Raw genomic sequence first — 23,912 nt, 5'->3', positions numbered from 1 at the left:
CTGGCATGTGCGGACTTGCGGGAGAGTTCCGCCGTGACGGCTCACGCGCCGACGTGTCGGCGGTGGAACGCATGGCGGCCACGATGAGCGACCGGGGGCCCGACGACAGCGGCGTCTGGGCCCAGGGCCCGACGGCCCTCGGACACCGCCGCCTGAAGATCATCGACCTCTCCGCCGCGAGCGGACAACCGCTGGTCGACCCCGGTGCGGGACTGACCGGAGTCTTCAACGGGTGCATCTACAACTACCGCGAGCTGCGCGCGGAACTCCAGGCCAAGGGCCACCGGTTCTTCTCCTCCGGCGACAGCGAGGTCGTGCTCAAGGCGTACGCCGAGTGGGGGCTCGACTTCGTCGACCGCCTGATCGGCATGTTCGCCGTGGCGATCAGCGAGCGGGACACCGGCCGGCTGGTGCTGGCCCGGGACCGGCTCGGCATCAAGCCGCTCTACCTGGCCGAGACGCCCGGCGCGGTGCGCTTCGCCAGCACCCTGCCCGCGCTGCTGGCCGGGGGCGGCGTCGACACCGGCATCGACCCGGTCGCGCTCGCGCACTACCTGAGCTTCCACAGCATCGTGCCGCCGCCGCGCACCATCCTGCGCGGTGTCACCAAGCTGCCCCCGGCGACCGTACGGGTCTACGAGGCGGACGGCCGCACCTCCGAGCGGGTCTACTGGGACCCGGCCTTCACCCGCTCCGCCGAGCGGGCCGGCTGGTCCGAGAAGGACTGGCAGGACGCCCTGCTGGAGTCGCTGACCACGGCCGTACGGCGGCGGATGGTCGCCGACGTGCCGGTCGGCGTGCTGCTCTCCGGCGGGCTGGACTCCAGCCTGGTGGTCGCCCTGCTCGCCGGCGAGGGCCAGCGCGGGCTGTCCACCTTCTCGATCGGCTTCGACGCTGTCGGCGGCCGGGAGGGCGACGAGTTCCGCTACTCCGACCTCGTCGCGAAGACGTTCGACACCGACCACCACCAGATCCGGGTGGCCGCCGCCGACCTGGTGCCGCCGCTGGAGTCGGCCGTCGCCGCGATGTCCGAGCCGATGGTCAGCCACGACTGCGTGGCGTTCTACCTGCTCAGCGAGGTGGTGTCGCAGCACGTCAAGGTCGTCCAGTCCGGCCAGGGCGCGGACGAGATCCTCGGCGGCTACCACTGGTACCCGCCGCTGGCCCGGGTCGGCCGGGACCGGGCGCTCGACACGTACGCCGGGGCCTTCTTCGACCGGGACGCGGCCGGGCTGGCCCGGGTGCTGAACCCGGCCTGGCTGACCGACGGCGACCCGGCGCGGGAGTTCGTGGCCGCGCACCTCGGCCGGGCCGGGGCGGAGACCGCCGTCGACGCCGGCCTGCGGATCGACACCCAGGTCATGCTGACCGACGACCCGGTCAAGCGGGTGGACAACATGACGATGGCGCACGGGCTGGAGGCCCGCGTGCCGTTCCTCGACCACGAGTTCGTCGAGCTCGCCGCGAGCTGCCCGCCGGAGCTGAAGCTGGCGCAGGGCGGCAAGGGCGTGCTCAAGGAGATCGGCCGCCGGGTGCTGCCGCACGAGGTCATCGACCGGCCGAAGGGCTACTTCCCCGTACCCGGCCTCACCCACCTGGAGGGCAAGCTCCTCGACCGGGTACGCGACGCGCTCTCCGCGCCCGAGGCCCGCCGCCGCGACCTGTTCCGCGCCGACTACGTCGACGCCCTGCTCGCCGACCCGAACGCCGAACTGACCCCGTTGAACGGAAACAAGCTGTGGCAACTCGGACTCCTGGAAATGTGGCTCCAGAGCCACGGAATCGACTCACCGTGACCGACACCCTGGCGACCGGCGCGGCCCGCACCGACCGGTCGCGCAACAGTCGGCGGCGGGAGCGGGTGGGCCCCGGCGGCGATCCGATGGCGCCGGAGCCGGCGGAGCCGCCGACCCGGGAGGGCCACACCGACGTGGTGCTGGACTGCGGCTGGGGGCGGCTCGTCTTCGGGCAGACCTTCGTCGACCAGGCCGCCGTCGCCGCCGTGCTGCGCTCCGAGGCCGCCGGCTCCCGGGACATCTGCATCTACCTGCGCGACCCGCACGTGCTGGTGTCCCGGCTGCCCGACGAGCTGTTCATCGATCCGTCGCTGACCTACCGGCTGCCGCTCGACGGTGACCGTCCGACCGGCGACGGCGACGTGCCGGGGCTGACCATCCGCCCGCTGGCCGACGCCGCCGACGCGGACGCGGTCAACCGGATCTACGCCCGTAACGGCATGGTCACCGCCGGGGTCGACGTGCTCGTCGCCAACGCGGCCACCGACCGGTTCCTGCACCTGGTCGCCGAGGACGCCACCGGCGAGATCGTCGGCACCATCACGGGCGTCGACCACGTCGCGGTCTTCGACGACCCGGAGAACGGCGCCAGCCTGTGGTGCCTCACCGTCGACTTCAACACCGCGCCGCCGGGCACCGGCCAGGCGCTGATCACCGCGCTGGCCGCCCGGCTGGTCGAGCGGGGCCGGGCGTACGTGGACCTGTCCGTGCTCGCCGAGAACGCCGGGGCGATCCGGCTCTACGAGCGGCTCGGCTTCTACCGCACGGCGACGCTCTGCGTGAAGCGGAAGAACCCGATCAACGAGCGGCTCTTCCTGCCCGCCATGCCCGAGGGGTACGACCAGCTCAACCCGTACGCCAGGATCGTCGCCGACGAGGCGATGCGGCGCGGCATCCGGGTGGAGGTCACCGACCCCGCCTGGGGTGAGCTGCGGCTGAGCAGCGGCGGGCGGACCGTGCTGACCCGCGAGTCGCTGTCGGAGCTGACCTCGGCGGTGGCGATGAGCCGCTGCGACGACAAGCGGGTCACCCGCCGGATCCTCACCGAGGCGGGGCTCTCCGTGCCGCGCGGCCGGACCGCCACCGGCGACGAGGGCGACGTCGCCTTCCTCGCCGAGGTCGGCCGGGTGGTGGTGAAACCGGCGCGGGGCGAGCAGGGCAACGGCATCACGGTGGGCGTACGGACCCCCGAGGCGCTGGCCGCCGCCGTCGAACTGGCGGCCCGGTTCTGCCCCGACGTGCTGATCGAGGAGATGCGCGCCGGCGAGGACCTGCGGGTCGTCGTCATCGACCACGAGGTGGTGGCCGCCGCGGTCCGGCGCCCCGCCTCGATCACCGGCGACGGGGTGCACGACATCGCCGAGCTGATCGAGCGGCAGAGCCGCCGCCGGGCCGCCGCCACCGGTGGCGAGTCCCGCATCCCGCTCGACGACATGACCCGCGACGTGCTCGCCGAGGCCGGCCACGAGCTGCACGACGTGCTGCCCGAGGGGCAGGTGCTGGCCGTACGCCGGACCGCGAACCTGCATACCGGCGGCACCATCCACGACGTCACCGCCGAGCTGCACCCCGCGATCGCCGAGGCGTGCGTGGCGGCCAGCCGGGCGCTGGACATCCCGGTCACCGGGCTGGACCTGCTGGTCGGCGCCCCGGACCAGCCGGAGCACGTGTTCATCGAGGCCAACGAGCGGCCCGGCCTGGCCAACCACGAGCCGCAGCCGACCGCCGAGCGCTTCGTGGACCTGCTCTTCCCCGGCACCCGGGCGCCGCAGCGGCTCTGGACCCCGGCCGGCCCGGGAGGTGCCGCGTGAGCCCGAGGCCCCTGGAGATCGACCTGGACTACCTGCGCCAGGTGCTGGTGGAACTGCTGGAGATCCCGAGCCCGTCGGGGCGTACGGACCACGTGCAGCAGTACGTCGGCGAGCGGCTCTCCGCGCTCGGCATCCCCTCCACGCTGACCCGCCGCGGCGCGCTGAGCGCCTGCCTGCCCGGCCCCCGCTCCACCGGCGCCGACCGGGCGATCGTGGTGCACACCGACACCATCGGCGGCATGGTGAAGCGGCTCAAGGAGAACGGCCGGCTGGAGCTGAAGACGATCGGTACGCACAGCGCCCGGTTCGCCGAGGGCGCCCACGTGCGGATCTTCACCGACGACCTGGAGCGGGTGATCACCGGCCAGGTGCTGCCGCTCAAGGCCAGCGGCCACCGCTACAACGACGACGTGGACCTCCAGGGCGTCGGCTGGCAGCACGTCGAGGTGCGGGTCGACGAGCCGGTCGAGGACGTGGCCGGGCTGCGCGCCCTCGGCATCGACGCGGGCGACTTCGTGGCGTTCCTGCCGAACCCGACGATCACCCCCAGCGGGTACGTCAAGTCCCGGCACCTGGACGACAAGGCCGGCGTGGCGGCGGTCCTCACCGCCCTCAAGGCGATGGTCGACGCCGGCGTACGCCCGGCGGTCACCGCGCACCTGCTGGTCACCGTGACCGAGGAGATCGGGCACGGGGCGTCGCACGGGCTCGACCCCGACGTGGCGGAGATCGTCTCCGTGGACGCGGCGGTGGTGGCGCCCGGCCAGCAGTCCCGCGAGGACGCGGCCACGCTGGCCATGGGCGACGGCGTGGGCCCGTTCGACTACCACCTGACCCGCAACCTGGCCTCGATCGCCGCCGAGCACGGGGTGGACCTGGTCCGGGACGTCTTCGAGTACTACCGCTCGGACGTGGCGGCGGCGGTGGAGGCCGGCGCGCACGCCCGGGTGGCGCTGCTCGGCTTCGGCGTGGACGCCACCCACGGGCACGAGCGCACCCACCTGGAGGGGCTGCGCCAGCTCACCCAACTGCTCTGCCTCTACCTCCAGAGCGACCTGGTCTTCCCCGAGTGGGACGCCGAGCCGGAGGGCGACCTGGCCGACTTCCCGTCGCTGGCCGTGCAGCCGGCCAGCGAGGAGGGCCCGCGCGAGGGCCCGATCGGCATCGCCGAGAACACCTGAGCGCCGCCCCGCCATTCCCCGGCGCCGTGTGATCGAAATCCGTTGCCGGCGGCGCGCGGGGTGGATAGCGTGGCGGTACACGGGAAAGGAGGTGGTCCAGACTTGTATAGCAATCGGACTCGTGAGGTGGCTGTCCGCTAGCCGCTGTCCTCGACAGTAAACTCGTCCGCCGCGAGGCGGGCACAGCACCATCGTCGAGACCGTGTGGCAGCGGTGCGGCGAAACCACGACAGCCACCCGACCCCCGGGGTGCCGGCCCAGTCCAGCCGGCCCGTGCGCGAGCACGGAAGCCCCGGGGGTCGACCCTTTCCGCAGGCCGGTTGGCCGACGCAGCCGGAGGTCACCGTGTCGATGCGCGAGCTGGTGGTGCTCGGCACGGCCAGCCAGACCCCCACCCGGCAGCGCAACCACAACGGCTACGTGCTGCGCTGGGACGGCGAGGTGATCCTCTTCGACCCGGGCGAGGGCAGCCAGCGGCAGCTCCTGCACACCACGGTCACCGCCACCGACCTGACCCGGATCTGCGTCACCCACTTCCACGGCGACCACTGCCTCGGCCTGCCCGGCACCATTCAGCGGCTCTCCCTCGACCGGGTGCCGCACCCGGTGGCGGTGCACTTCCCGGCCGGCGGCGCGGAATACTTCGCGCGGCTGCGGCACGCCGCCAGCTTCCACGAGACCGCCGAGCTGCGCGTCGAGCCCGTCGAGGCCGACGGGCAGCGGATCGCGCTGGACGTCGGCACGCTGGAGGCCCGCCGGCTGCGGCACCCGATCGAGACGTACGGCTACCGGCTCGTCGAGCCGGACGGCTGCCGGATGCTGCCGGAGAAGCTGGCCGCGTACGGCATCGCCGGGCCGGCGGTCGGGGAGCTGATCCGCGTCGGCCACCTCGACGTCGACGGGCGCCGCGTCACCCGCGAGGAGGTGAGCGTGCCCCGGCCCGGGCAGCGGTTCGCCTTCGTCATGGACACCGGCCTCTGCGACGGGGTGTACGCCCTCGCCGAGCACGCCGACCTGCTGGTCATCGAGTCGACGTTCCTCGAGTCGGAGGCCGCGCTGGCCGCCGAGGTCGGCCACCTCACGGCGGGCCAGGCCGCGCGGGTGGCGGCCGAGTCGGGCGTACGCCGGCTCGTGCTCACCCACTTCTCCCAGCGGTACGCCGACCCGGCCCGCTTCGCCGACGAGGCCCGCGCGCACTTCGCCGGCGACCTGGTGATCGCCGAGGACCTGACGACCGTGCAGGTCCCGCCCCGGCGGGTAGCCTCGGCCGGGTGACGGTCACCCTGCGCCCCGCCACCGTCGACGACCTGATGGCGGTGGGCGCGCTGCACCAGCGTTCCCGGGTCGCCGCCTACGCGTCCTTCCTGCCGGCGCGGGCACTGGCCGACCCGACCCCCGAGGCGATGGGCGCGTACTGGACCGAGCGGTGGACGTGGGAGCGGGACGAGCACCGGATGACGGTGGCCCTGCGCGCCGGCCGGCTGGTCGGCTTCAGCTATCTCGGCCCGGACGACGAGGGCGACCCGGCGACCGGCCTGCTCAACGCCATCCACCTCGAACCCGCCGAGCGCGGCCGGGGCACCGGGCGCACCCTGATGGTCGATGCCCTGGACGCCATGCGCGCCCGCGGCTGGTCCCGCGCGGTGCTCTGGGTGCTGCGGGACAACGCGCACGCCCGGCGCTTCTACGAGCGCGGCGGCTGGACCCCCACCGGCACCGAACGCGACGAACACATCGGCGGGCTGCTCACCCCCCAGCTCCGCTACGCCCGCCAGGTCTGAGGAAGGGCCCCTTGTCAACGCTATGCGCTGACAAGGGGCCCTTCCTTGACACGTCAGCGGGCGCCGAGGTGGGCCAGCAGGTCCTGCCGGGTGAGGACGCCCTTCGGCTTGCCGTCGACCAGCACCAGGGCGGCGTCGGACTTCTCCAGCAGGCCGACCGCCTCGCTCACCGGCTGCCCGCCGCCGATCATCGGCAGCGGCTCGGCCATGTGCCGCTCGATGGTGTCGTGCAGGTGCGCCTGGCCGGTGAAGAGCGCGTCGAGCAGGTCCTTCTCGGCGATCGAGCCGGCCACCTCGCCGGTCACCACCGGCGGCTCGGCCTTGAGCACCGGGAGCTGCGAGACGCCGTACTCGCGCATGTAGTCGATCGCGTCGCGGACCGTCTCGGTCGGGTGCACGTGCACCAGCTCGGGCAGGCCGCCCGGCTTGCCGGCGAGCGCGTCGGCGACCGTCGGCTCGGTGCCCGAGTTGTCCAGGAAGCCGTACCGGGCCATCCAGGTGTCGTTGAAGATCTTCGACAGGTAGCCCTTGCCGCTGTCCGGCAGCAGCACCACGACCACGTCGTCCGGGCCCGCCTTGCGGGCCACCTCCAGGGCGGCCACGACCGCCATCCCGCAGGAGCCGCCGACCAGCAGCCCCTCCTCGCGCGCCAACCGCCGGGTCATCTCGAAGGACGCCTTGTCGGAGACCTCGATGATCTCGTCGGCGACACCCCGGTCGTACGTCTCCGGCCAGAAGTCCTCGCCGACACCCTCGACCAGGTACGGCCGGCCGGTGCCGCCGGAGTAGACGGAACCCTCGGGGTCGGCGCCGACGACCTTGACCCGCCCCTCCGACGCCTCCTTCAGGTAGCGCCCGATGCCGGAGATGGTGCCGCCGGTGCCGACGCCCGCCACGAAGTGGGTGAGCTCGCCCCCGGTCTGCTCCCACAGCTCGGGGCCGGTGGTCTCGTAGTGCGAGCGCGGGTTGGCCGGGTTGCTGTACTGGTTGGGCTTCCACGCGCCGGGGATCTCCCGGGCCAGCCGGTCGGAGACGTTGTAGTAGGAGCGCGGGTCCTCCGGCGCGACGGCGGTCGGGCAGACCACCACCTCCGCGCCGTACGCGCGCAGCACGTCCTGCTTGTCCTGGCTGACCTTGTCGGGGCAGACGAAGACGCACCTGTAGCCCCGCAGTTGCGCCACCAGCGCCAGCCCGACGCCGGTGTTTCCGCTGGTCGGCTCGACGATCGTGCCGCCCGGCTGGAGGATGCCCGCCTTCTCCGCGTCCTCCACCATCCGCAGCGCGATCCGGTCCTTCACCGAGCCGCCCGGGTTGAGGTACTCCACCTTCGCCAGCACGGTGGCCTGGATCCCGGCCGTGACGTTGCGCAGCCGTACCAGCGGGGTGTTGCCGATCAACTCGACGACGTTGTCGTAGTACCGCACCTCGTTGTGCCCTTCTCCTCCGGCGCCGCCGGCGGCGGCCGGGCAGACGTCTTCTCGACGCCCCAGGGTACGTGGGTTCAGGACGCCACGTGCCCGGGGATCACCGAGCTGCGCCGGGCCTCCCACTCCAGGAACCGCTCGGTCTCGGCCAGCACGCTGCCGGCCAGCCAGGTCACCATGACCGCGTCGTCGGCCAGCCCGAAGATCGCCAGCGGGATCTCGGGAAGCAGGTCGACAGGCGAGACGATGTACGCCGTCGCCGCGGTCATCAGTGCCAGCCGCAGGCCGCCGTCGTACTCCCCCCGGGTGGTGGCCCGGATCATCCGCGGCAGCGCGCCCAGCCGCGCCCCGAGCGACGGCCCGCCCCGCGACCCGGCCGCGAGTGCCCGGGCCAGCGCGCTGAACGCCGCGGTGCGCTTCAATGTCTTCCCCATGTTCGGCCCCTCTCCACGTGCCAGGGTGGCGTCCCCGCGCAACCGTCCCCCGGTCACCCGTACAGGTACCCAGGACCGTCGCCTTCCAGGCACCCGCGAGCCGACACGACGACAGCGGTGTGTCGTGCCGGCGCGATAATGTCGCTGTATGGGGGTCGCTGGTTCCGTCGTCCCGGTTGGTCCGCGCTGGCAGCGCGCCCGGCAGGTCGCCCGCCTCGCGGCGATCGGCACGGGCGCCACCGCCGCGGCCGTGGTGGCGACCGGCGGCGTGCTCCTCGGGCAGGCCCGGCAGGCCCGCCGCACGATCCCGATGGCCGAGGCGCCCCCGCCGCGCTGCGACGGCGTCTACGGCGCGAAGCTGCCCGGCCCGCCCGTCACCGTCGTCGTGCTCGGCGACTCGTCGGCCGCCGGCTACGGCGTGCACCGCCGCCGGGAGACGCCCGGCGCCCTGCTCGCCACCGGGCTGTCCCGCCGCCTGCAACGCCCCGTCCGGCTGCACCGCTTCGCCGTGGTGGGCGCGATCTCGGCGGTGCTGCGCCACCAGGTGGAGGCGGCGCTGGAGTGTCAGCCCGACGTCGCGGTGATCCTGATCGGCGGCAACGACGTGACCAACCGCGCACCGTTCGCCCTGGCGGTGCGTTACCTGGTCGACGCGGTCCGCACGCTGCGCGCGGCCGGCTGCGAGGTGGTCGTCGGCACCTGCCCCGACCTGGGCGCGATCCGGCCGATCCAGCCGCCGCTGCGGTGGCTGGCCCGGCACTGGAGCCGGCAGCTCGCCGCCGCCCAGACGGTGGCCGTGGTCGAGGCCGGTGGCTGGACGGTCTCCCTCGGCGACCTGCTCGGTCCCCGGTTCACGGCGGAGCCGACCCGGATGTTCGCCTGGGACCGTTTCCACCCCTCGGCGGAGGGCTACGCGATGGCCGCCGCCGCCCTGCTGCCGACCGTGCTGTCCGCGCTCGGCGCGGGGCAGGAACGCCGCCCGACCCTCGTCCGGGACGAGGGCGTGCGCTCGCTGCCGCAGGCCGCCCAGGAGGCGGCCCGCCACGCGGGCACCGAGGTCAGCGGCACCCGGGTCAGGGGGCGCGAGCGCGGCCCCGCCGGCCGGTGGGCGCAACTGCGCCGACGGGCCTTCTTCGGTGTCGGCGCGGCGCCGCAGCCCAGCCCCGCCGCCGACTCACCCACACTGGAGGGACTGGCATGAGCGAGCGCTTCATCCCCTCGGGGCTCGCCAATCGACTGGGCCGGGCGGCGACGCTCAGCCTCATCGCCGGCACGGTCGGCGGCGCCGCCGTCCTCGCCGGTCAGGCCTTCGCCGCCCGGCACCGCCGGTACGCCGAGCCGGAGCTGGCGCTCGCCCTGCGCGCCACGGTCGGGCGGGCCGACGCGCCGCCGCTGCGCCTGGTGCTGCTCGGCGACTCGTCCGCCCTCGGCGTCGGGGTCGGCCGTCTCGACGAGACCATCGGCGGGCAGCTGGCCAACCTGCTCGCCGAGGGCCCGAGCGGTCGCCGGGTGCACCTGTCCAGCGTCGGCGTCTCCGGCTCACGCTCGACCGACCTGGCCACCCAGGTGGCCCGGGCGCTGCTCGGCGAGCGTCCCGACGTGGCGGTGATCCTGATCGGGGCGAACGACGCCACCACCCTGCGTCGTCCGGTGGAGGCCGCCGCCTACCTCGGGGCGGCCGTGCACCGGCTCCGCGAGGCCCGGGTGGAGGTGGTCGTCGGCACGTGCCCCGACCTGGGCGCCGTACGCGCGATCGCCCCGCCGCTGCGCAACGTGGTCGGCTGGTCGGGGCGGCGGGTGGCCCGCGCCCAGGCGGCGGCGGTGCTCGACGCCGGCGGCACGGTGGTCGACCTGGCCACCGAGACCGGCGCCGTGTTCCGGGCCGACGCCGGGACGCTGTGCCACGACGGCTACCACCCCTCCGCCGACGGCTACCGGGTCTGGGCGCACGCCCTGCTGCCGGCCGTCGCCGCCGCCGCGGCGGTCGCCTCCCGGCAGTGACCCGCCGGCCGCCCCCGCCCGGACGCGGTGCCCGCTTGCCGGCGCTGGTCGACCCCACCGTCCCGGCCGGGCACCGTCACTGACCCGCCGCTCGTCCCCCCTGTCCCGCCGGACGTGACATTTCCCGGCCGGCGGGCAGCTTCCGCCCGAAGTTACCGACGGGTTAACGTTGGTTCATGCCGACTGAGTCGTCCCGCGACGCCGTCATCGTCGCCACCGCCCGCTCCCCCATCGGCCGGGCGCACAAGGGTTCCCTGCGCGACGTCCGCCCGGACGACCTCGCCGCGACCATCGTGCGGGCCGCGCTGGACAAGGTCCCCCAGCTCGACCCGACCGAGATCGACGACCTCTACCTGGGGTGCGGTCTGCCCGGCGGCGAGCAGGGCTTCAACATGGCCCGGGTGGTCGCCACCCTGATGGGTCTGGACACCCTGCCCGGCGCGACGCTCACCCGCTACTGTGCGTCGTCGCTGCAGACCACCCGGATGGCGATGCACGCGATCCGGGCCGGCGAGGGCGACGTGTTCGTCTCCGCCGGCGTGGAGACCGTCTCCCGGTACGCCCGCGGCAACTCCGACGGGCTGCCGAAGGAGGCGCAGGCGCTGGTCGGCGGCGGCTGGGAGAATCCGCGCTTCGCCGCCGCCGCCGAGCGTTCCAAGGCCCGCGCCCAGGGCGGGGCCCCGGTCTGGACCGACCCGCGCGAGGCCGGCGAGCTGCCGGACATCTACCTGACCATGGGGCAGACCGCCGAGAACCTGGCCCAGGTGTACGACGTCACCCGCGCCGACATGGACGAGTTCGGCGTACGCAGCCAGAACCTCGCCGAGAAGGCCATCGCCGACGGCTTCTGGGCCCGGGAGATCACCCCGGTCACCGCGCCGGACGGCACGGTGGTCGGCACCGACGACGGCCCCCGCGCCGGGGTCACCCTGGAGGGCGTCTCCGGGCTGAAGCCGGTGTTCCGCCCGGACGGTCGCATCACCGCCGGCAACTGCTGCCCGCTGAACGACGGCGCCGCCGCCGTGGTGATCATGAGCGCCCAGCGGGCCAGGGACCTCGGCATCACGCCGTTGGCCCGGATCGTCTCCACCGGCGTGACCGCCCTCTCGCCGGAGATCATGGGCCTCGGTCCGGTCGAGGCCACCCGGCAGGCGCTCAAGCGGGCCGGGATGACCATCGACGACGTCGACCTGGTGGAGATCAACGAGGCGTTCGCCGCGCAGGTGATCCCCTCGTACCGCCAGCTCGGCATCCCGCTGGAGAAGCTGAACGTCGCCGGTGGCGCGATCGCCGTCGGGCACCCGTTCGGCATGACCGGCGCCCGGATCACCGGCACCCTGCTCAACGCCCTGGACTGGCACGACAAGACGATCGGCCTGGAGACCATGTGCGTGGGCGGCGGCCAGGGCATGGCCATGGTCGTCGAGCGCCTGAGCTGAGCGGACGGCGCCACCACGGGCTGCCCGGCCGGGCACCGGGATCGTTCCGAGCGGACCTCGCCGCCCGGCCGGAGCCCGGACGAGCTGTGGGCCGCCGTCCCCCCTGGAGGAGGGTCGCGGGTCGCCGTCAGCGCTAGAGAGCGTCGCGGGAGGCCGTCACCCTTGGAGAGCGTCGCGGTCCGCCGTCAGCCCTAGAGAGCGTCGTGGGTCGCTGGCGGCGCTAGAGAGCGTCGCGGGTCGCCGTGACCTCGGCGGCGGCCCGCGCCAGCACCTCCGGCGGCGGGGCGGCGGCGACCAGGTCGGCGGCCACCACGCGGAGCTGGTCGGGCAGCGCCAGGTCGTTGTCGAGCCGGGGCACCGTCCGCCGGGGTCCGCCCTCGACGTCGGCGGCCAGGTTGGCGATCTCCTGCACCAGCCGGTGCACGAGATCGGCGCGGGACACGTTGCCACCGGCAGCCACCGCCGCCCAGCGGGGCTGCTGCCAGTGCCCGACCTGGCGCACCAACAACTCCACCGCCCGCCCCAACTCCCCACCACCCACACCCGAAGTCTACGAACCCCTAAACCCCCCTCCCTTCCCCGCCCGCCCCGCCCCGCCCTGCCCTGCCCTGCCCTGCCCTGCCCTGCCCCGTCGATCATGGACTTGTGGTGGGCGACTGGGGATGTTTCGCACCTTTTGCGGGGTACCACAACTGCATGATCAACGGCGAGAGCTGGGACAGGGGCGGCGGGGAGGGAGGGGTCGGGGGCTGCGGATGGGGTCGGACGACGGCGCCCGCCCTCGCGAATGCGGGGGCGGGCGCCGGTCGGTCGCGGGCGACGGTCAGTCGTCGCCTTGGAAGTAGCTCAGCAGGCGCAGGATCTCGATGTAGAGCCAGACCAGGCTGACCAGGATGCCGAAGGCGGCGACCCAGGAGTAGCGCTGGGGCAGCCCCATCCGGACGCCGTCCTCGACCTCCTTGAAGCTGAGCACGAAGCTCAGCGAGGCCACCACGATGCAGACCAGGCTGAACCCGATCGCCAGCGGGCTGCCGTCGCGCAGGCCGGTGTTCACGCCGAAGAGCGCGAACACGAGGTTGATCAGCATGACGGCGAAGAGACCCGCCATCACGGCGATCATGCCCTTGACGAACTTCGGGGTGGCCCGGATGACCTTCGCCTTGTAGAGCATGGCCATCACGAAGAAGACACCGAACGTGGCGGTCACCGCCTGGACCACGATGCCGTCGTAGAGCGAGTTGAAGAACTTGCTGACCATGCCGACGAAGACGCCCTCGACGACGGCGTACGCGACGACCAGCGCCGGGTTCGCCATCCGGGAGAACGAGATGATCAGGCCGAGGACCAGGCCGACCACCGCCGCGCCGATCCAGGCCGCGCCGAGCAGCGCGTCGGGCACCAGCACCCAGGCGGCCGCGGCGGAGACGCCGAGGATGCCGAGGAGCGTGACGGTCTTGACCACCACGTCGTCGATCGACATGGTGTTGACGGTCGGCGGGGCGGCCGGGTAGCCGGCCTCCGTCGGGTACTGCTGGGGATAGCCGGGCTGTCCGTACGGCCCGGTCGGGGCGTACCCGGCGGAGCGCTCCCGCTCGGCCGCCTGGCCGAGCCGGGCGAGCACCGGGTTCGAAGTCTTCACTGTCAGGCCTCCCTCAGGGGGTCGTTGCACGTGAACGTGCACCCCCAAGAGTAAACGCCCAGGGCAGTCCCGTGGAGATCGCCAAGCTGAGCGGAAGCTGAGAGTGCGGCGTGCCCGGGGCGGGGGTCGAACCCGCACGCCTTGCGGCAGCCGCTTTTAAGGCGGCCGTGTCTGCCGTTCCACCACCCGGGCGGGTGACACCGCGCGGGTCGACACGCGTGGTGCAGTGTCACGGTAGCGGGTCGGCGGCGACCCGGCGTACCCCGGCAGGCGGGTCGCACTAGGGTCGAGACCGTGAGCAGCGCAGCCCCCACGGCCCCCGACGCCGTCCCTGACCAGGCTGTCCTCGCCGTCGACCGGCCGTCCCGCCGGCTTCGGGCGGCGCGCCTGCTGACCGCCGTCCACCGTCGCCGGGCGGACGTCACCGTCGTGCTGCTCTTCGTGGCGCTGGCCGGCTGGCTCACCCACGGGCTCTGGCCCGACCCGGCGGCCCGGGTCCTGGCGCTCAACCCGGAGGACCAGGCCCTCTACGAGTGGTTCCTCGCCGTCGACTCGCGGGCGCTGCTCGGCGACTTCGACCTGCTCACCGGGCGGCTCAACGCGCCGGACGGGGTCAACCTGATGACCAACACCACGGTCATCGCGCTCGGGGTGCTCCTCGCCCCGGTGACCCTGTCGTTCGGCGCGCCGGTGACCTTCGCCCTGCTCGCCATGGCGAACCTGGCGGGCACCGCGATCGCCTGGTACCTGCTCTTCACCCGGGTCCTGCGCGCCCGCCGGCTCGCCGCCGCGCTCGGGGCGGCGCTCTGCGGCTTCGGCCCGGGGATGGTCTCGCAGACCAACAGCCACCTGCACATGACCGCGCAGTGGCTGGTGCCGGTGATCGTCTGGCTGGTGGTCCGCATGCTGCGGGCCGCCGACCCGGCGGGCACCGCCGACGGGCCGGACCGCCGCCGGGTGGTCAGCTCGGCCGTCGGTCTGGCCGCGGCGGTCACCGCGCAGGTCTTCGTCGGCGAGGAGGTGCTCTTCCTCTGCGCGGTCACGCTGCTGGTGATGGCGGTCACCTACGCGGTGGCGGACCGGAACCTGGCCCGCCGCGCCCTGCCCGGCTTCGCCGCCGGGATGATGCTCGCCGCCGGGCTGGCCCTGGTCGTACTGGCCTGGCCGCTGTGGTTCCAGTTCGCCGGCCCGCAGGGCGTCTCGGACGGCATGTTCAGCCCGCACTACTTCTCGGCGGACCTGCGCAGCTGGTGGACCGTCTCGCCACTGTCGATCGCGGGCGGCGACGGGGCTGCCCGGCTGACCACCGGGCCGGCCGAGTACAACACCTTCCTCGGGCTGCCCCTGCTGCTGGTCGCCGCCGCCTGCGCGCTCTGGCTGGGCCGTCGCCCGCTGGTCGTCGCGTGCGTGGTCGGCACGCTCGTGACGGGGGCGCTGTCGCTCGGCCCCCGGGTGGTCGTCGACGGCGAACGCACCGCCGTCCCGGGCCCGTACGCCCTGCTCTCGGGCCTGCCCGTGGTGGACGGCGCGCTGCCGATGCGCTTCGCCCTCGCGGTGCTCCCGCTGATCGCCACGCTGCTGGTGCTGGCGGTCGACCGGGCGCTGCGCGGCGGCAGCGGCCGGGTACGCCGGCTGGTGCCGGCGGCGGTCGGCGTGGCGCTGCTGCCGCTGCTGCCGACCCCGCTGCCCACCGCCGAGCGCCCGCCGCTGCCCGAGTTCGTCACCGGCGGGCACTGGCGCCAGTGCGTCGAGCCGGGCGGGGTGCTGGTGCCGGTGCCGCTCGCCACGCCCAAGCAACCGTGGCCGATGCGCTGGGCGACCGCCGCCGACGCGGCGTTCGGCATGCCGGAGGGCTTCTTCATCGGCCCGTACGGTCGCGGCGGCACGGCGGCGATGGGCACCTACGCGCAGCCCACGTCGGCCCTCCTGGCCGAGGTCGGCCGGCGCGGCGGGCAACCCGTCATCGGGGACGAACAGCGCCGGCAGGCCGCGGAGGACGCGGAGTTCTGGGGCGCCTCCTGCGTGGCGCTGGCCGACGGCACCCCGCACGCCGACAGCCTCCGCGGCACGCTGGAGCAGCTCTACGGCCCCGCCACCCGGATCGCCGACGCCTGGACCTGGCGCGTCTGACGGGTGAGGAAGGGCCCCTATCGCGTACGCGATAGGGGCCCTTCCTCACATGAGATCGCGGGTCGGGTCCGTCAGGCGCGGCCGGCGCCGACCGGCTGCGACGCCTCGGCGAACTCCTCGCGCGGATCGTGCAGCTGGCCCAGGGCGACCACCTCGCGCTTGAGGAAGAACGCCAGCGACCAGTCGACCACGACCCGGACCTTGCGGTTCAACGACGGGATCCGGCTCATGTGGTACGTCCGGTGCATGAACCACGCCGGCCAGCCGGTCATCTTGATCCCGTACACCTGGGCCACGCCCTTGTGCAGGCCGAGGCTGGCGACGCTGCCGGCGTGCTTGTGCTTGTACTCCACCGGCTCCCGGCCACGGACGACGTTGACGATGTTGTCGGCCATCCGGGCGGCCTGGCGGACCGCGTGCTGGGCGCTCGGCGAGCAGTAGTTGCCGGGCTCCTTGGTCAGGTCCGGCACGGCCGCGCAGTCACCGGCGCTCCAGGCGCCGTCGACCACCCGGTCGCCGTCGACCACCTGGAGGGTCGGCAGGCAGGTGACCCGCCGCCGCTCGTCGCGGGGGAAGTCCGTCGCGTCCAGCATCGGCGACGGCTTCACGCCGGCCGTCCAGACGATGGTGTCGGAGCGGAAGCTGTCGCCGTCGGAGAGCTTCACCACCCCGTCGAGGCAGGACTCCAGGCGGGTGTCGAGCCGGATGTCCATGTTCCGCTTGAGCAGCTGCTGCACCGTGTAGGCGCCCATGTCCCGGTCGACCTCGGGCAGCACCCGCTGGGTCGCCTCGACCAGCACCCAGCGCATGTCCTCGGGCTTGAGCTCCGGGTAGTACTTCAGGGCGTCCCGGGCCATGTCCTCCATCTCGGCGAGCGCCTCGATGCCGGCGTAGCCGCCGCCGACGAAGGTGAAGGTCAGCGCCGACCGGCGGACGGCCGGGTCGGGCGTGGCGGCGGCCACGTCGAGCCGGTCCAGCACGTGGTTGCGCAGGTAGATGGCCTCGCCGATGGTCTTGAAGCCGATGCCGTGCTCGTGCAGGCCGGGGATCGGCAGCGTCCGGGAGACCGAACCCGGGGCGACGACCACGTGGTCGTACGGGATCTCCCGGGTGGGGCCGCTGATGGGCTGCACCACGGCGGTCTTGCGGTGGTGGTCGATCCGGGTCACCGCGCCCGCCACCACCTTGCACCGCCGCAACTCCCGCCGCAGCGGCACCACGGAGTGCCGGGGCGAGATGTTGCCGGCCGCCGCCTCGGGCAGGAACGGCTGGTAGGTCATGTGGGGCTGAGGGTCCACCACGACGACCTCGGCCTCACGGGAGCTGAGCTTCTTCGACAGGCGCAGTGCCGCGTAGAGACCGACGTGCCCGGCACCCACCACAAGGATCCGCTTCGGGTTCACGTCATCTATCTTTCCCCGCGCGGCCCGGCTAATCCCGCTCGCGCCCCTTCTCTGTGACGGAGCACAACCCCTGTGACCTGCATGACTTCCCCCGAAAGGGGCTGTCACCTGCGGCGCAGCAGCCACCCCAGCAACGCCGCCACCGCCACCGCCACGAGCAGACCCACCACCGTCGCCGCCTGGTGTCCGGCGTCACCACCGAGCCTGCCGACCTCGACCAGCAGGACACCGAGGACGAAGGTGGCCAGCAGCACCGCGCCGGCCCGGGCCAGCCACCGCACGATCAGGTTCGGGTCGACCACCGCGTCGTACGGCAGCACGGCGGCCAGCGCGCAGAGGGTGTGGGTGAGGTAGAGCACCGCCGCCACGGCGAGCAGCCGCCAGAGGGCGATCGGCCGGCCGTACCCGTCGGTGGCGACCAGCCAGCCGCCGACCGTGACCAGCGCCGCGAAGGTCGGCCAGACCCGGCGCGGCCCGACCGCCGGCAGGACCGCCACCGCCACGAGGGCGAGCAGCGGCCGTCCGAGCAGCACCTGCGAGGGGTACGCCAGCAGCAGGCCGACCAGGACGGTGAGGAAGATGCCGGCGCGCACCAGCAGCGGCGTCAGGCTGATCCGGGCGGCGGCGTACCGCAGCGCCCTGACCCGCTCGGTGACGGCGCTCATGGGGCCCGCCCTTCGTTCGCGACTGCGGGACTCCGCTGCGCTGCATTCCTCGCGCTCACGGGGCCCGCCCTTCGTTCGCGACTGCGGGACTCCGCTGCGCTACATTCCTCGCGCTCACCGGGCCACCCTCGGGGCGGTCGCCAGGCGGGCCACGTCCCGCAGCACCTCGTCGAGGCTGCCCGCGCCGGCCCACCGCACCACCGGCACGCCGTGCTCCCGCAGCTGCCCGATCATGGTGTCCCGGTCCAGCCGCCACAGCCGGTACGCCACCTCGGCCCAGCCCCGGTCCTTCGGCGGGGTGAGGTCCGCCGGCAGGGTGTCCACCGCGACCACGAACCGCCCGGAGCGGGTCAGCCGGGCCAGCATCTGTGCCGACCGCTCGTCGAGCAGCGGGGTGAGGACCACCACCAGCGCGTCCGCCGACAGCAACTGCGGCCCGAACACCTGGTCGTACGGCTCGTGCGGGGAGTGCTCCGCCCGCACCTCGAGCAGCCACTCCAGGACCGTCAGGTACTGCCGGCGGCCGGTGGCCGGGCGCAGCCGGCGGGCGGACGGGCCGTACTCGAGCATCGACACCCGGTCGCCACGGTGCAGGTAGTGCTCGGCGATCGCGGCGGCGGCCCGGACGGTGGTGTCCAGCACGGAGGCGGCCCCGGACACGCCGCCCGAGCGACCCGCCTCGGCGAGCACGTCGAGCAGCACCACCACCTCGGCGTCGCGGTCGGAGAGGGTGGCCGCCACGTGCAGTTGCCGGGCGCGCAGCGACACCCGCCAGTCGATCCGGCGCAGCCGGTCGCCCGGGGCGAAGACCCGTACGCCGGCCAGTTCGCCGCCCTCGCCGGGCCGGCGCGAGTGGTGCGCGCCGACCAGGCCGGCGGCCCGGGGCATCGCCTCGACCGCGTCGAACGGCTCGGTCCTCGGGTAGACCCGCAACCGGGACGGCTCGGCGATCACGGCGCGGGAGACCAGCAGTCCCTGCGCGGCGGCCGCCCGGGCGCCCGCCGGGCCGATGGGGTGCCGGCCCCAGCGCAGCGCCGTGCCGGTCAGCTCCAGGTCCACGGCCGCCGCCGTCGGGACGGCGGTCACGAACGGCCGGTCGGCGACGGACGGGGCGACGGGCGAGCTTGCCCCGGACGCGGTGGTCGCCCCGGCGATCGTCACCCGCTGCACCCGCAGCCACGGCGAGACCCGGCTGCGCACCACCGCCACGTCGTAGTCGATGAGGTCGGGGTTGCCGACGGTGACCGTGCCGGTCAGCTCGCCGCCCTCGACCAGGTGCCCCTCGTCGGCGGAGACCCAGATCTGCGGCAGGGCGGTCGGCCGGCGGCGCAGCGCGTACGCGGTGCCCAGCGCGAACGGGGCAGCCAGCACGACCAGGTCCACCCGGCCGAGCAGCACCCCCGCGATCAGCAGCAGCGCGGTGAGGAGCACCGCCCGGCCGAGCGCCCACGTGGGCACCCAGCCGGTCGCGGGTCCCGGCTCCGGTGGCGGCGACTCGACCCGGGGCGACACGGCGGACGCGACCATCAGTGCCCGGGGCCGGCGGCGTAGCTGGGCAGCGCACCGCTGGCGGGCGCCGGGGTCGCCTCCAGCACCTCGCCGACCACGAAGGACGGGTCGACACGACGCAACCACATCTCGGGGCGCAACGTGATCCGGTGCGCCAGGGCGGGTGCCGCGACCTCCTTGACGTCCTCCGGGACGACGTAGTCGCGGCCGGCCATCACGGCCCGTACGCGGGACAGCAGCAGCAGCGCCAGCGAACCGCGCGGCGAGGCGCCGACCAGCACCGACGGGTGTTCCCGGGTGGCGGCGGTCAGCGCGACGATGTAGCGGCCGACCGAGTCCTCCACGACCACGTCCTCCAGCGCGGCCTGCATGGCGCGCAGGGTCGCCGCGTCGACCACCGGCTTGATGTCCGCCTCCTCGCGGCGGCGGGCCATCCGCCGGCGCAGCACCTCCCACTCCTCCTCGGCCTCGGGGTAGCCGAAGGAGACCCGGAGCAGGAACCGGTCGAGCTGCGCCTCCGGCAGCGGGTACGTGCCCTCGTACTCGATGGGGTTGGCGGTGGCGAGCACGTGGAACGGCTCGTCCAGCTTGTACGTCACGCCCTCCACCGAGACCTGCTTCTCCTGCATCGCCTCCAGCAGGGCCGACTGGGTCTTCGGCGGGGTCCGGTTGATCTCGTCGGCGAGGAGCAGGTTGGTGAAGACCGGGCCGGCCCGGAACGAGAAGTCGCCGCTGCGCTGGTCGTACAGGAACGAACCGGTCACGTCGGCGGGCAGCAGGTCGGGGGTGAACTGGAGCCGGCGGAAGTCCAGCCCGAGCGCCTGGGCGAAGGACCGCGCGGTCAGCGTCTTGCCGAGGCCCGGCAGGTCCTCCAGCAGCACGTGGCCGCCGGCCAGGATGCCGGCGAGCACCAGCTCCAGCGCGTCCCGCTTGCCGACGACGACCTGACCGACCGCCTCCAGCACCGACCGGGCGAGGGGGCCGACCTCGGCGGCGGGCATCCTGCGGTCCACGTCGTTCATCACAGTCTCTCCAGTTCGGCGACGATCGCCGCGAGGTTGCGCGGCGACGGGGTGCGGCGAGGCGGGGTCTCCAGGAACTTCCACAGCTGGTCACCCAGCAGCACCCGGGCCCGGGCCGGATCCGACTCGCGGGTCACGCCGTGCCGCTGGCTCAGCCGCTCGTCGGCCAACTCCCCGAGCCGGGGCAGGATCACGGTGGTGAAGCGTTCGGGCCGGCTGGCCGACCAGTCCAGCGGCAGTTCCCAGCCGTTGATCGCGGTGCGCAGCGCGTCCCTGGCACCCCAGTTCCAGGTGCCGTCGTCGTCGGCGACAGGGGCCCGGCCGCCGCCGCGGGGCGGGGGCGGGGGCGTGAGGGCGGCGACGACGCGACGCACCACGAACAGCGCGACCACCCCGGCCACGAGGATCGGCAGCGAGACCCGCAGGCCCACCAGGCGCAGGCCGGCGACCAGCACGATCACGACGGCCGCGACGCCGGCCAGGGGACGCAGCACCCGGCCGACCCGCCCGCCCCGCCGGGGCTCGGCGCGTGCCGGCCGCTCGTCCTCGACGCTGAGCAGGTCGTCGATGCTGGTGCTGCTCACGGCATCACCTCGCCACGTCGGGCGGGCGCCGGCCGCGCCCCGCTCACGCCGGTGGGTGGCCCGGTCACGCCGGCACCTCCGTGTCGTCGGCGACCGCGACGGTCAACTCGCCGCGCAGCCGGCGCAGCGCCGCCCGGGCCTGGTCGCGGGTGCGCTCGTCGACCTCACGGGTGGCGTAGCGGGCCTCGCGGTAGACGTGGGCGAACTCGGCCAGCACGTCGGCGCTGGCGATGGCCGGGATGCCCACCGACGGGTCGCCCCGCAACAGCCGGGTGACCAGGTCGGTGGGGGTGTCGCCGGCCAGCCGGGGCACGCCGGCCCCGGCGGCGGCCTGCTCCAGGCGCACCCAGCAGGCGATCACCGCCGTACGCGGATCGGTGTCGCGGTCGTCCAACTCCTCCAGGCCGGCGTCGAGGGCGGCGGCCACCTCGCGGGCGGTGCCCTCGGGCGTCCGCCGGGACCGCTGGGCCGGCAGCGCCCTTGTGGTGCGGCGGATCGCGCCCCGGACCAACGTCCAGGTGAGATAGCCGAAGACGACGAGGATCGCCAGCCCGAGAAGTACGATGGCGACGGTGGCGATCCACTGCGGGATCGACGCCTGGGTGGCCTGGCCGGCGTCCCGCGGTTCGACGGGGATCGACTCGACCGGCTCGCCGCTCGGATACTCCGGCACGTACGGGATGTTGTCGGCGGCGGGCGGGATCCGGCTGGCGCCGATCGACGAGTGGGCGGACGAGAACGCGGCGACGGCCAGCAGGAGCACCACCGCCGCGACCGGCCACCACCTGCGCAGGACGCTGATTTGCATCGGGGGCTACCTCCGGATCGCCGGGGCGTGTCCCACGACTCGACGCGTTCCGTCCGTCATCGCCACCGCCCCCGCGCCTCAGTCCGCCCCGGCCAGTTGCTTCGCCCGGGCGAACACATCGTCCAGCATCCCTGGTGTCAGCCGCCCGGTGAAGGTGTTCTGCTGGCTGACGTGGTAGCAGCCGAGCAGCGCCGGGGCGCCCGTGCCGGACCAGTGTGCCCCATGGCCGAAGGCCGGTCGCGGGCTGGGCGGGCGCAGACCGTACACCTGGCGCAGCACCGGCCACCACGAGGCCCAGGCGAACGCACCCAGCGCGACCACGACGCGCAGGGTGGGCCGGATCAGCGCGACCTCGCGGTGCAGCCACGGCGCGCACGTGTCGCGCTCCTCGGGGGTGGGCTTGTTGTCCGGCGGGGCGCAGCGCACGGCGGAGAAGATCCGCAGGTCGCGCACGGTGAGCCCGTCGTCGGCGGCGACGCTGGTCGGCTGGTTGGCCAGCCCGGCCCGGTGCAACGCGGCGAACAGGACGTCGCCGGACCGGTCGCCGGTGAAGATGCGGCCCGTGCGGTTGCCGCCGTGCGCGGCGGGCGCCAGGCCGAGGATGGCGATGCGCGCGTCGGGGACGCCGAAGCCGGGCACCGGCCGGCCCCAGTATTCCTGGTCCCGGAAGGCCGCCCGGCGGACTCGGGCCACCTCCTCGCGCCACCGCACCAGCCGCGGGCAGGCGAAGCAGTCGCTGACGGCGGCGTCGAGGTCGGCCAGGTCGGTCGCCCGCGCGGCGCGGGCGACCACCTCGTCGGGCGTACGGGGCTCAGCCAAGCTTGGCCCGGAAGAGTTCGAGGGTGCGGGCCCAGGCGGTGGCGGCGGCGCGCTGGTCGAAGTGCTCCGGCCGGTCCTCGTTGAAGAAGGCGTGCGAGGTGCCGGGGTAGTCGTGGACCTGGCAGGTGCCGCCGGAGGTCTCGACGGCGCGGCGGACGGTGCGTACGCCGTCGGCGGCGGAGGTGCCGTCCTCTTCGGAGCAGTGGATGAGCGCCGCCTTGCCCGCGTAGTCGGGCCACTCGAGGCGCATCCCGTCCCACGGCAGCCGGGGATAGAAGGCGGTGGTGGCGACGATCCGCTCGGACCGGGTCGCCGCCCAGAGGGCCAGGCTCGCCCCGGCGCAGAAGCCCGCACAGCCCACCTTGCCGGCGACCTCGGGCCGGCTGGCGAGGTAGTCGGCCGCGCCGGCGATGTCCGCCGCCGCCTCGTCCATCTGCTGGCTGTTCAGCATCTGCCGGGGCTCACTCGGCTTGCTGGCCGGGCCGCCGTGCCGGAAGTCCGGGGCGAGGGCGACGAAACCGGCCTCGGCGAAGCGGTCCACGACCGCCCGGACGTGCGGCACCAGGCCCCACCAGTCCTGGATGACGATGACCGCAGGGCTGGTCGCACCGCCGGAGGGTATCGCGAGATACCCCTCGCCCGTCCCCCCGTTGCCGCGGTAGCTCACCATCTCGCCCATCGGCCGTCCTCCTAGCGGTCAGTCATCGTTGGCTGGTCGCACAGTGTTGCTACGTGTCGGTAGCCTGCCACGCCGTGAGCGCCCCGGGGAAGACGCCGGAACAGTGGCATACACCTCCTGTCTACGCCCCACCCACGGACGCCGACGGCGGCGCGGACGATGTCCGCGCCGCCGTCGGCGGTCCTGTCGTGCCGGGGGATCAGGCCTTCTTCGTCAGGCACAGCAGGTAGCCGGTCTTGCCCGGCTCGATGCTGTAGTAGACGTAGCCCTCCTGGCCCTCCTTGATGTACTGCCCGCACGCCTCGCCGGAGCGGGCCTGCGCCTGGGTCTGCCCGTCGACGCGGCCGACCACGTTGTAGACGGCGTCGGTGGAGGTGCACTCGACGACCTTCGCGCCGTCGACCTTCTCCTCCTTGGTGCCGGTCACCTCGGGCAGCTCGGCGATGCAGTCGCCGACCTTGGCCTCAGCGGTCTCGTCCTTGTTGAAGAAGTTGCCGATCGCCGAGCCGATGCCGAACTTGAGGCCCGCGACGACCAGGAACACGACGATCGCGCCCACGATGCCGAGCAGCTTCTTGGAACCGGACTTCTCGGCCTGGGGCTCCACCGGGGGCGGCGCCTGGACGGCCGACGGGGGCTGGGCGGCGTCCGGCGCGGGGGGCGGTGCGACCTGCTCTGACACGCGTTTTCCTTCCGGGGGGTGAGTGAGCAGACGACACCGTAGCGACCGGGACCGACAGCCGTTGCCCCGCTGGACTCATCCGTTCAGCTATTTCCCAGCTTCACT

Annotated in this window: 21 protein-coding genes, 1 tRNA gene and 1 pseudogene; 9 read left to right on the top strand and 14 right to left on the bottom strand. The window is 74.0% G+C overall.

The genetic code is table 11. From position 1 onward, the window contains the following. The first annotated feature begins 5 nt into the window (after window positions 1–5). From ACN27A_RS26650 to ACN27A_RS26630, 5 genes are all read left to right on the top strand, one after another. Window positions 6–1,796 carry an N-acetylglutaminylglutamine amidotransferase gene (locus tag ACN27A_RS26650; protein ID WP_421457307.1) on the top strand — a complete coding sequence of 597 codons (1,791 nt, stop codon included), beginning with the start codon at window positions 6–8 and terminating at the stop codon, window positions 1,794–1,796. Continuing rightward, complete coding sequence (ngg, locus tag ACN27A_RS26645) at window positions 1,793–3,607, top strand: N-acetylglutaminylglutamine synthetase (RefSeq protein WP_421457306.1); 1,815 nt, start codon at window positions 1,793–1,795, stop codon at window positions 3,605–3,607. Before ACN27A_RS26650 ends, ngg begins: the two co-directional genes overlap by 4 nt. Then, the gene (locus ACN27A_RS26640) at window positions 3,604–4,788 is read left to right on the top strand and encodes an osmoprotectant NAGGN system M42 family peptidase (RefSeq protein ID WP_132233474.1); all 1,185 of its coding nucleotides are present in this window, start codon (window positions 3,604–3,606) and stop codon (window positions 4,786–4,788) included. Before ngg ends, ACN27A_RS26640 begins: the two co-directional genes overlap by 4 nt. A gap of 345 nt (window positions 4,789–5,133) precedes the next feature. After that, complete coding sequence (locus ACN27A_RS26635; RefSeq protein WP_421457305.1) at window positions 5,134–6,063, top strand: ribonuclease Z; 930 nt, start codon at window positions 5,134–5,136, stop codon at window positions 6,061–6,063. Further along, window positions 6,060–6,569, top strand: coding sequence for a GNAT family N-acetyltransferase (locus tag ACN27A_RS26630; RefSeq protein ID WP_421457304.1), 510 nt, complete (start codon window positions 6,060–6,062; stop codon window positions 6,567–6,569). Before ACN27A_RS26635 ends, ACN27A_RS26630 begins: the two co-directional genes overlap by 4 nt. A gap of 53 nt (window positions 6,570–6,622) precedes the next feature. Here the strand turns inward: ACN27A_RS26630 and ACN27A_RS26625 are convergent, their stop codons facing one another. After that, window positions 6,623–7,993: a cystathionine beta-synthase gene (locus tag ACN27A_RS26625; RefSeq protein WP_132233468.1), complete on the bottom strand. Its 1,371-nt coding sequence runs from the start codon at window positions 7,991–7,993 to the stop codon at window positions 6,623–6,625. Between the two features lie 77 nt (window positions 7,994–8,070). Next, window positions 8,071–8,427, bottom strand: coding sequence for a YkvA family protein (locus tag ACN27A_RS26620; protein WP_101414212.1), 357 nt, complete (start codon window positions 8,425–8,427; stop codon window positions 8,071–8,073). A 148-nt stretch (window positions 8,428–8,575) separates the two neighbouring features. Here ACN27A_RS26620 and ACN27A_RS26615 point away from each other — a divergent pair. From ACN27A_RS26615 to ACN27A_RS26605, 3 genes and pseudogenes are all read left to right on the top strand, one after another. Continuing rightward, a pseudogene (locus tag ACN27A_RS26615) lies at window positions 8,576–9,636 on the top strand (SGNH/GDSL hydrolase family protein); the annotation flags it as partial. Continuing rightward, window positions 9,625–10,428, top strand: coding sequence for an SGNH/GDSL hydrolase family protein (locus tag ACN27A_RS26610; RefSeq protein ID WP_421458619.1), 804 nt, complete (start codon window positions 9,625–9,627; stop codon window positions 10,426–10,428). The pseudogene ACN27A_RS26615 and the gene ACN27A_RS26610, both read left to right, overlap by 12 nt. A gap of 176 nt (window positions 10,429–10,604) precedes the next feature. Further along, a complete protein-coding gene (locus ACN27A_RS26605; RefSeq protein WP_421457303.1) occupies window positions 10,605–11,867 on the top strand; it encodes an acetyl-CoA C-acetyltransferase in 1,263 nt (420 codons plus the stop codon). 220 nt (window positions 11,868–12,087) lie between these two features. Here the strand turns inward: ACN27A_RS26605 and ACN27A_RS26600 are convergent, their stop codons facing one another. The 3 genes from ACN27A_RS26600 to ACN27A_RS26590 form a co-directional block, all read right to left on the bottom strand. Then, window positions 12,088–12,408, bottom strand: a complete 321-nt coding sequence (locus tag ACN27A_RS26600; protein ID WP_421457302.1) for a hypothetical protein — start codon at window positions 12,406–12,408, stop codon at window positions 12,088–12,090. 282 nt (window positions 12,409–12,690) lie between these two features. After that, window positions 12,691–13,506, bottom strand: a complete 816-nt coding sequence (locus tag ACN27A_RS26595) for a Bax inhibitor-1/YccA family protein (RefSeq protein ID WP_121396533.1) — start codon at window positions 13,504–13,506, stop codon at window positions 12,691–12,693. Window positions 13,507–13,617: 111 nt separating this feature from the next. After that, a tRNA-Leu gene (locus ACN27A_RS26590) sits at window positions 13,618–13,698 on the bottom strand. 102 nt (window positions 13,699–13,800) lie between these two features. Here ACN27A_RS26590 and ACN27A_RS26585 point away from each other — a divergent pair. Next, window positions 13,801–15,636: a hypothetical protein gene (locus ACN27A_RS26585; protein ID WP_421457301.1), complete on the top strand. Its 1,836-nt coding sequence runs from the start codon at window positions 13,801–13,803 to the stop codon at window positions 15,634–15,636. A 71-nt stretch (window positions 15,637–15,707) separates the two neighbouring features. On the opposite strand, the gene ACN27A_RS26580 is transcribed toward ACN27A_RS26585, so the two are convergent. The 9 genes from ACN27A_RS26580 to ACN27A_RS26540 form a co-directional block, all read right to left on the bottom strand. Continuing rightward, window positions 15,708–17,039, bottom strand: a complete 1,332-nt coding sequence (locus tag ACN27A_RS26580) for an NAD(P)/FAD-dependent oxidoreductase (protein ID WP_311414764.1) — start codon at window positions 17,037–17,039, stop codon at window positions 15,708–15,710. 104 nt (window positions 17,040–17,143) lie between these two features. Then, window positions 17,144–17,704, bottom strand: a complete 561-nt coding sequence (locus tag ACN27A_RS26575) for a hypothetical protein (RefSeq protein ID WP_421457300.1) — start codon at window positions 17,702–17,704, stop codon at window positions 17,144–17,146. A 114-nt stretch (window positions 17,705–17,818) separates the two neighbouring features. Continuing rightward, the gene (locus ACN27A_RS26570; protein WP_421457299.1) at window positions 17,819–19,231 is read right to left on the bottom strand and encodes a DUF58 domain-containing protein; all 1,413 of its coding nucleotides are present in this window, start codon (window positions 19,229–19,231) and stop codon (window positions 17,819–17,821) included. After that, complete coding sequence (locus ACN27A_RS26565; protein WP_421457298.1) at window positions 19,231–20,235, bottom strand: AAA family ATPase; 1,005 nt, start codon at window positions 20,233–20,235, stop codon at window positions 19,231–19,233. The genes ACN27A_RS26570 and ACN27A_RS26565 overlap by 1 nt, the downstream gene beginning before the upstream one ends. Next, entirely contained in the window at window positions 20,235–20,819 is a 585-nt protein-coding gene (locus ACN27A_RS26560; protein ID WP_421457297.1) for a hypothetical protein, read from the bottom strand. The genes ACN27A_RS26565 and ACN27A_RS26560 overlap by 1 nt, the downstream gene beginning before the upstream one ends. 64 nt (window positions 20,820–20,883) lie before the next feature. Beyond that, a complete protein-coding gene (locus ACN27A_RS26555; RefSeq protein WP_421457296.1) occupies window positions 20,884–21,627 on the bottom strand; it encodes a DUF4129 domain-containing protein in 744 nt (247 codons plus the stop codon). Between the two features lie 78 nt (window positions 21,628–21,705). After that, entirely contained in the window at window positions 21,706–22,419 is a 714-nt protein-coding gene (locus tag ACN27A_RS26550; protein WP_421458617.1) for a uracil-DNA glycosylase, read from the bottom strand. Between the two features lie 19 nt (window positions 22,420–22,438). Next, window positions 22,439–23,125, bottom strand: a complete 687-nt coding sequence (locus tag ACN27A_RS26545) for a dienelactone hydrolase family protein (protein ID WP_421457295.1) — start codon at window positions 23,123–23,125, stop codon at window positions 22,439–22,441. A 199-nt stretch (window positions 23,126–23,324) separates the two neighbouring features. After that, the gene (locus ACN27A_RS26540; protein ID WP_421457294.1) at window positions 23,325–23,807 is read right to left on the bottom strand and encodes an LppU/SCO3897 family protein; all 483 of its coding nucleotides are present in this window, start codon (window positions 23,805–23,807) and stop codon (window positions 23,325–23,327) included. Window positions 23,808–23,912: the final 105 nt, after the last annotated feature.

Source organism: Micromonospora sp. WMMD737 (assembly GCF_049179055.1).
Classification (GTDB): Bacteria; Actinomycetota; Actinomycetes; order Mycobacteriales; family Micromonosporaceae; genus Micromonospora; species Micromonospora reichwaldensis.
The sequence above is the reverse complement of the archived record's forward strand: the minus strand, read 5'-3'. Positions and strand labels throughout refer to the sequence as shown.

Coding starts and splice junctions, on each gene's coding strand:
- ACN27A_RS26650 (WP_421457307.1), top strand. CDS start 6: ATGTGCGGACTTGCGGGAGAGTTCCGCCGTGACGGCTCACGCGCCGAC.
- ACN27A_RS26620 (WP_101414212.1), bottom strand. CDS start 8,427: ATGGGGAAGACATTGAAGCGCACCGCGGCGTTCAGCGCGCTGGCCCGG.
- ACN27A_RS26610 (WP_421458619.1), top strand. CDS start 9,625: ATGAGCGAGCGCTTCATCCCCTCGGGGCTCGCCAATCGACTGGGCCGG.
- ACN27A_RS26605 (WP_421457303.1), top strand. CDS start 10,605: ATGCCGACTGAGTCGTCCCGCGACGCCGTCATCGTCGCCACCGCCCGC.
- ACN27A_RS26575 (WP_421457300.1), bottom strand. CDS start 17,704: ATGAGCGCCGTCACCGAGCGGGTCAGGGCGCTGCGGTACGCCGCCGCC.
- ACN27A_RS26570 (WP_421457299.1), bottom strand. CDS start 19,231: ATGGTCGCGTCCGCCGTGTCGCCCCGGGTCGAGTCGCCGCCACCGGAG.
- ACN27A_RS26565 (WP_421457298.1), bottom strand. CDS start 20,235: ATGAACGACGTGGACCGCAGGATGCCCGCCGCCGAGGTCGGCCCCCTC.
- ACN27A_RS26555 (WP_421457296.1), bottom strand. CDS start 21,627: ATGCAAATCAGCGTCCTGCGCAGGTGGTGGCCGGTCGCGGCGGTGGTG.
- ACN27A_RS26545 (WP_421457295.1), bottom strand. CDS start 23,125: ATGGGCGAGATGGTGAGCTACCGCGGCAACGGGGGGACGGGCGAGGGG.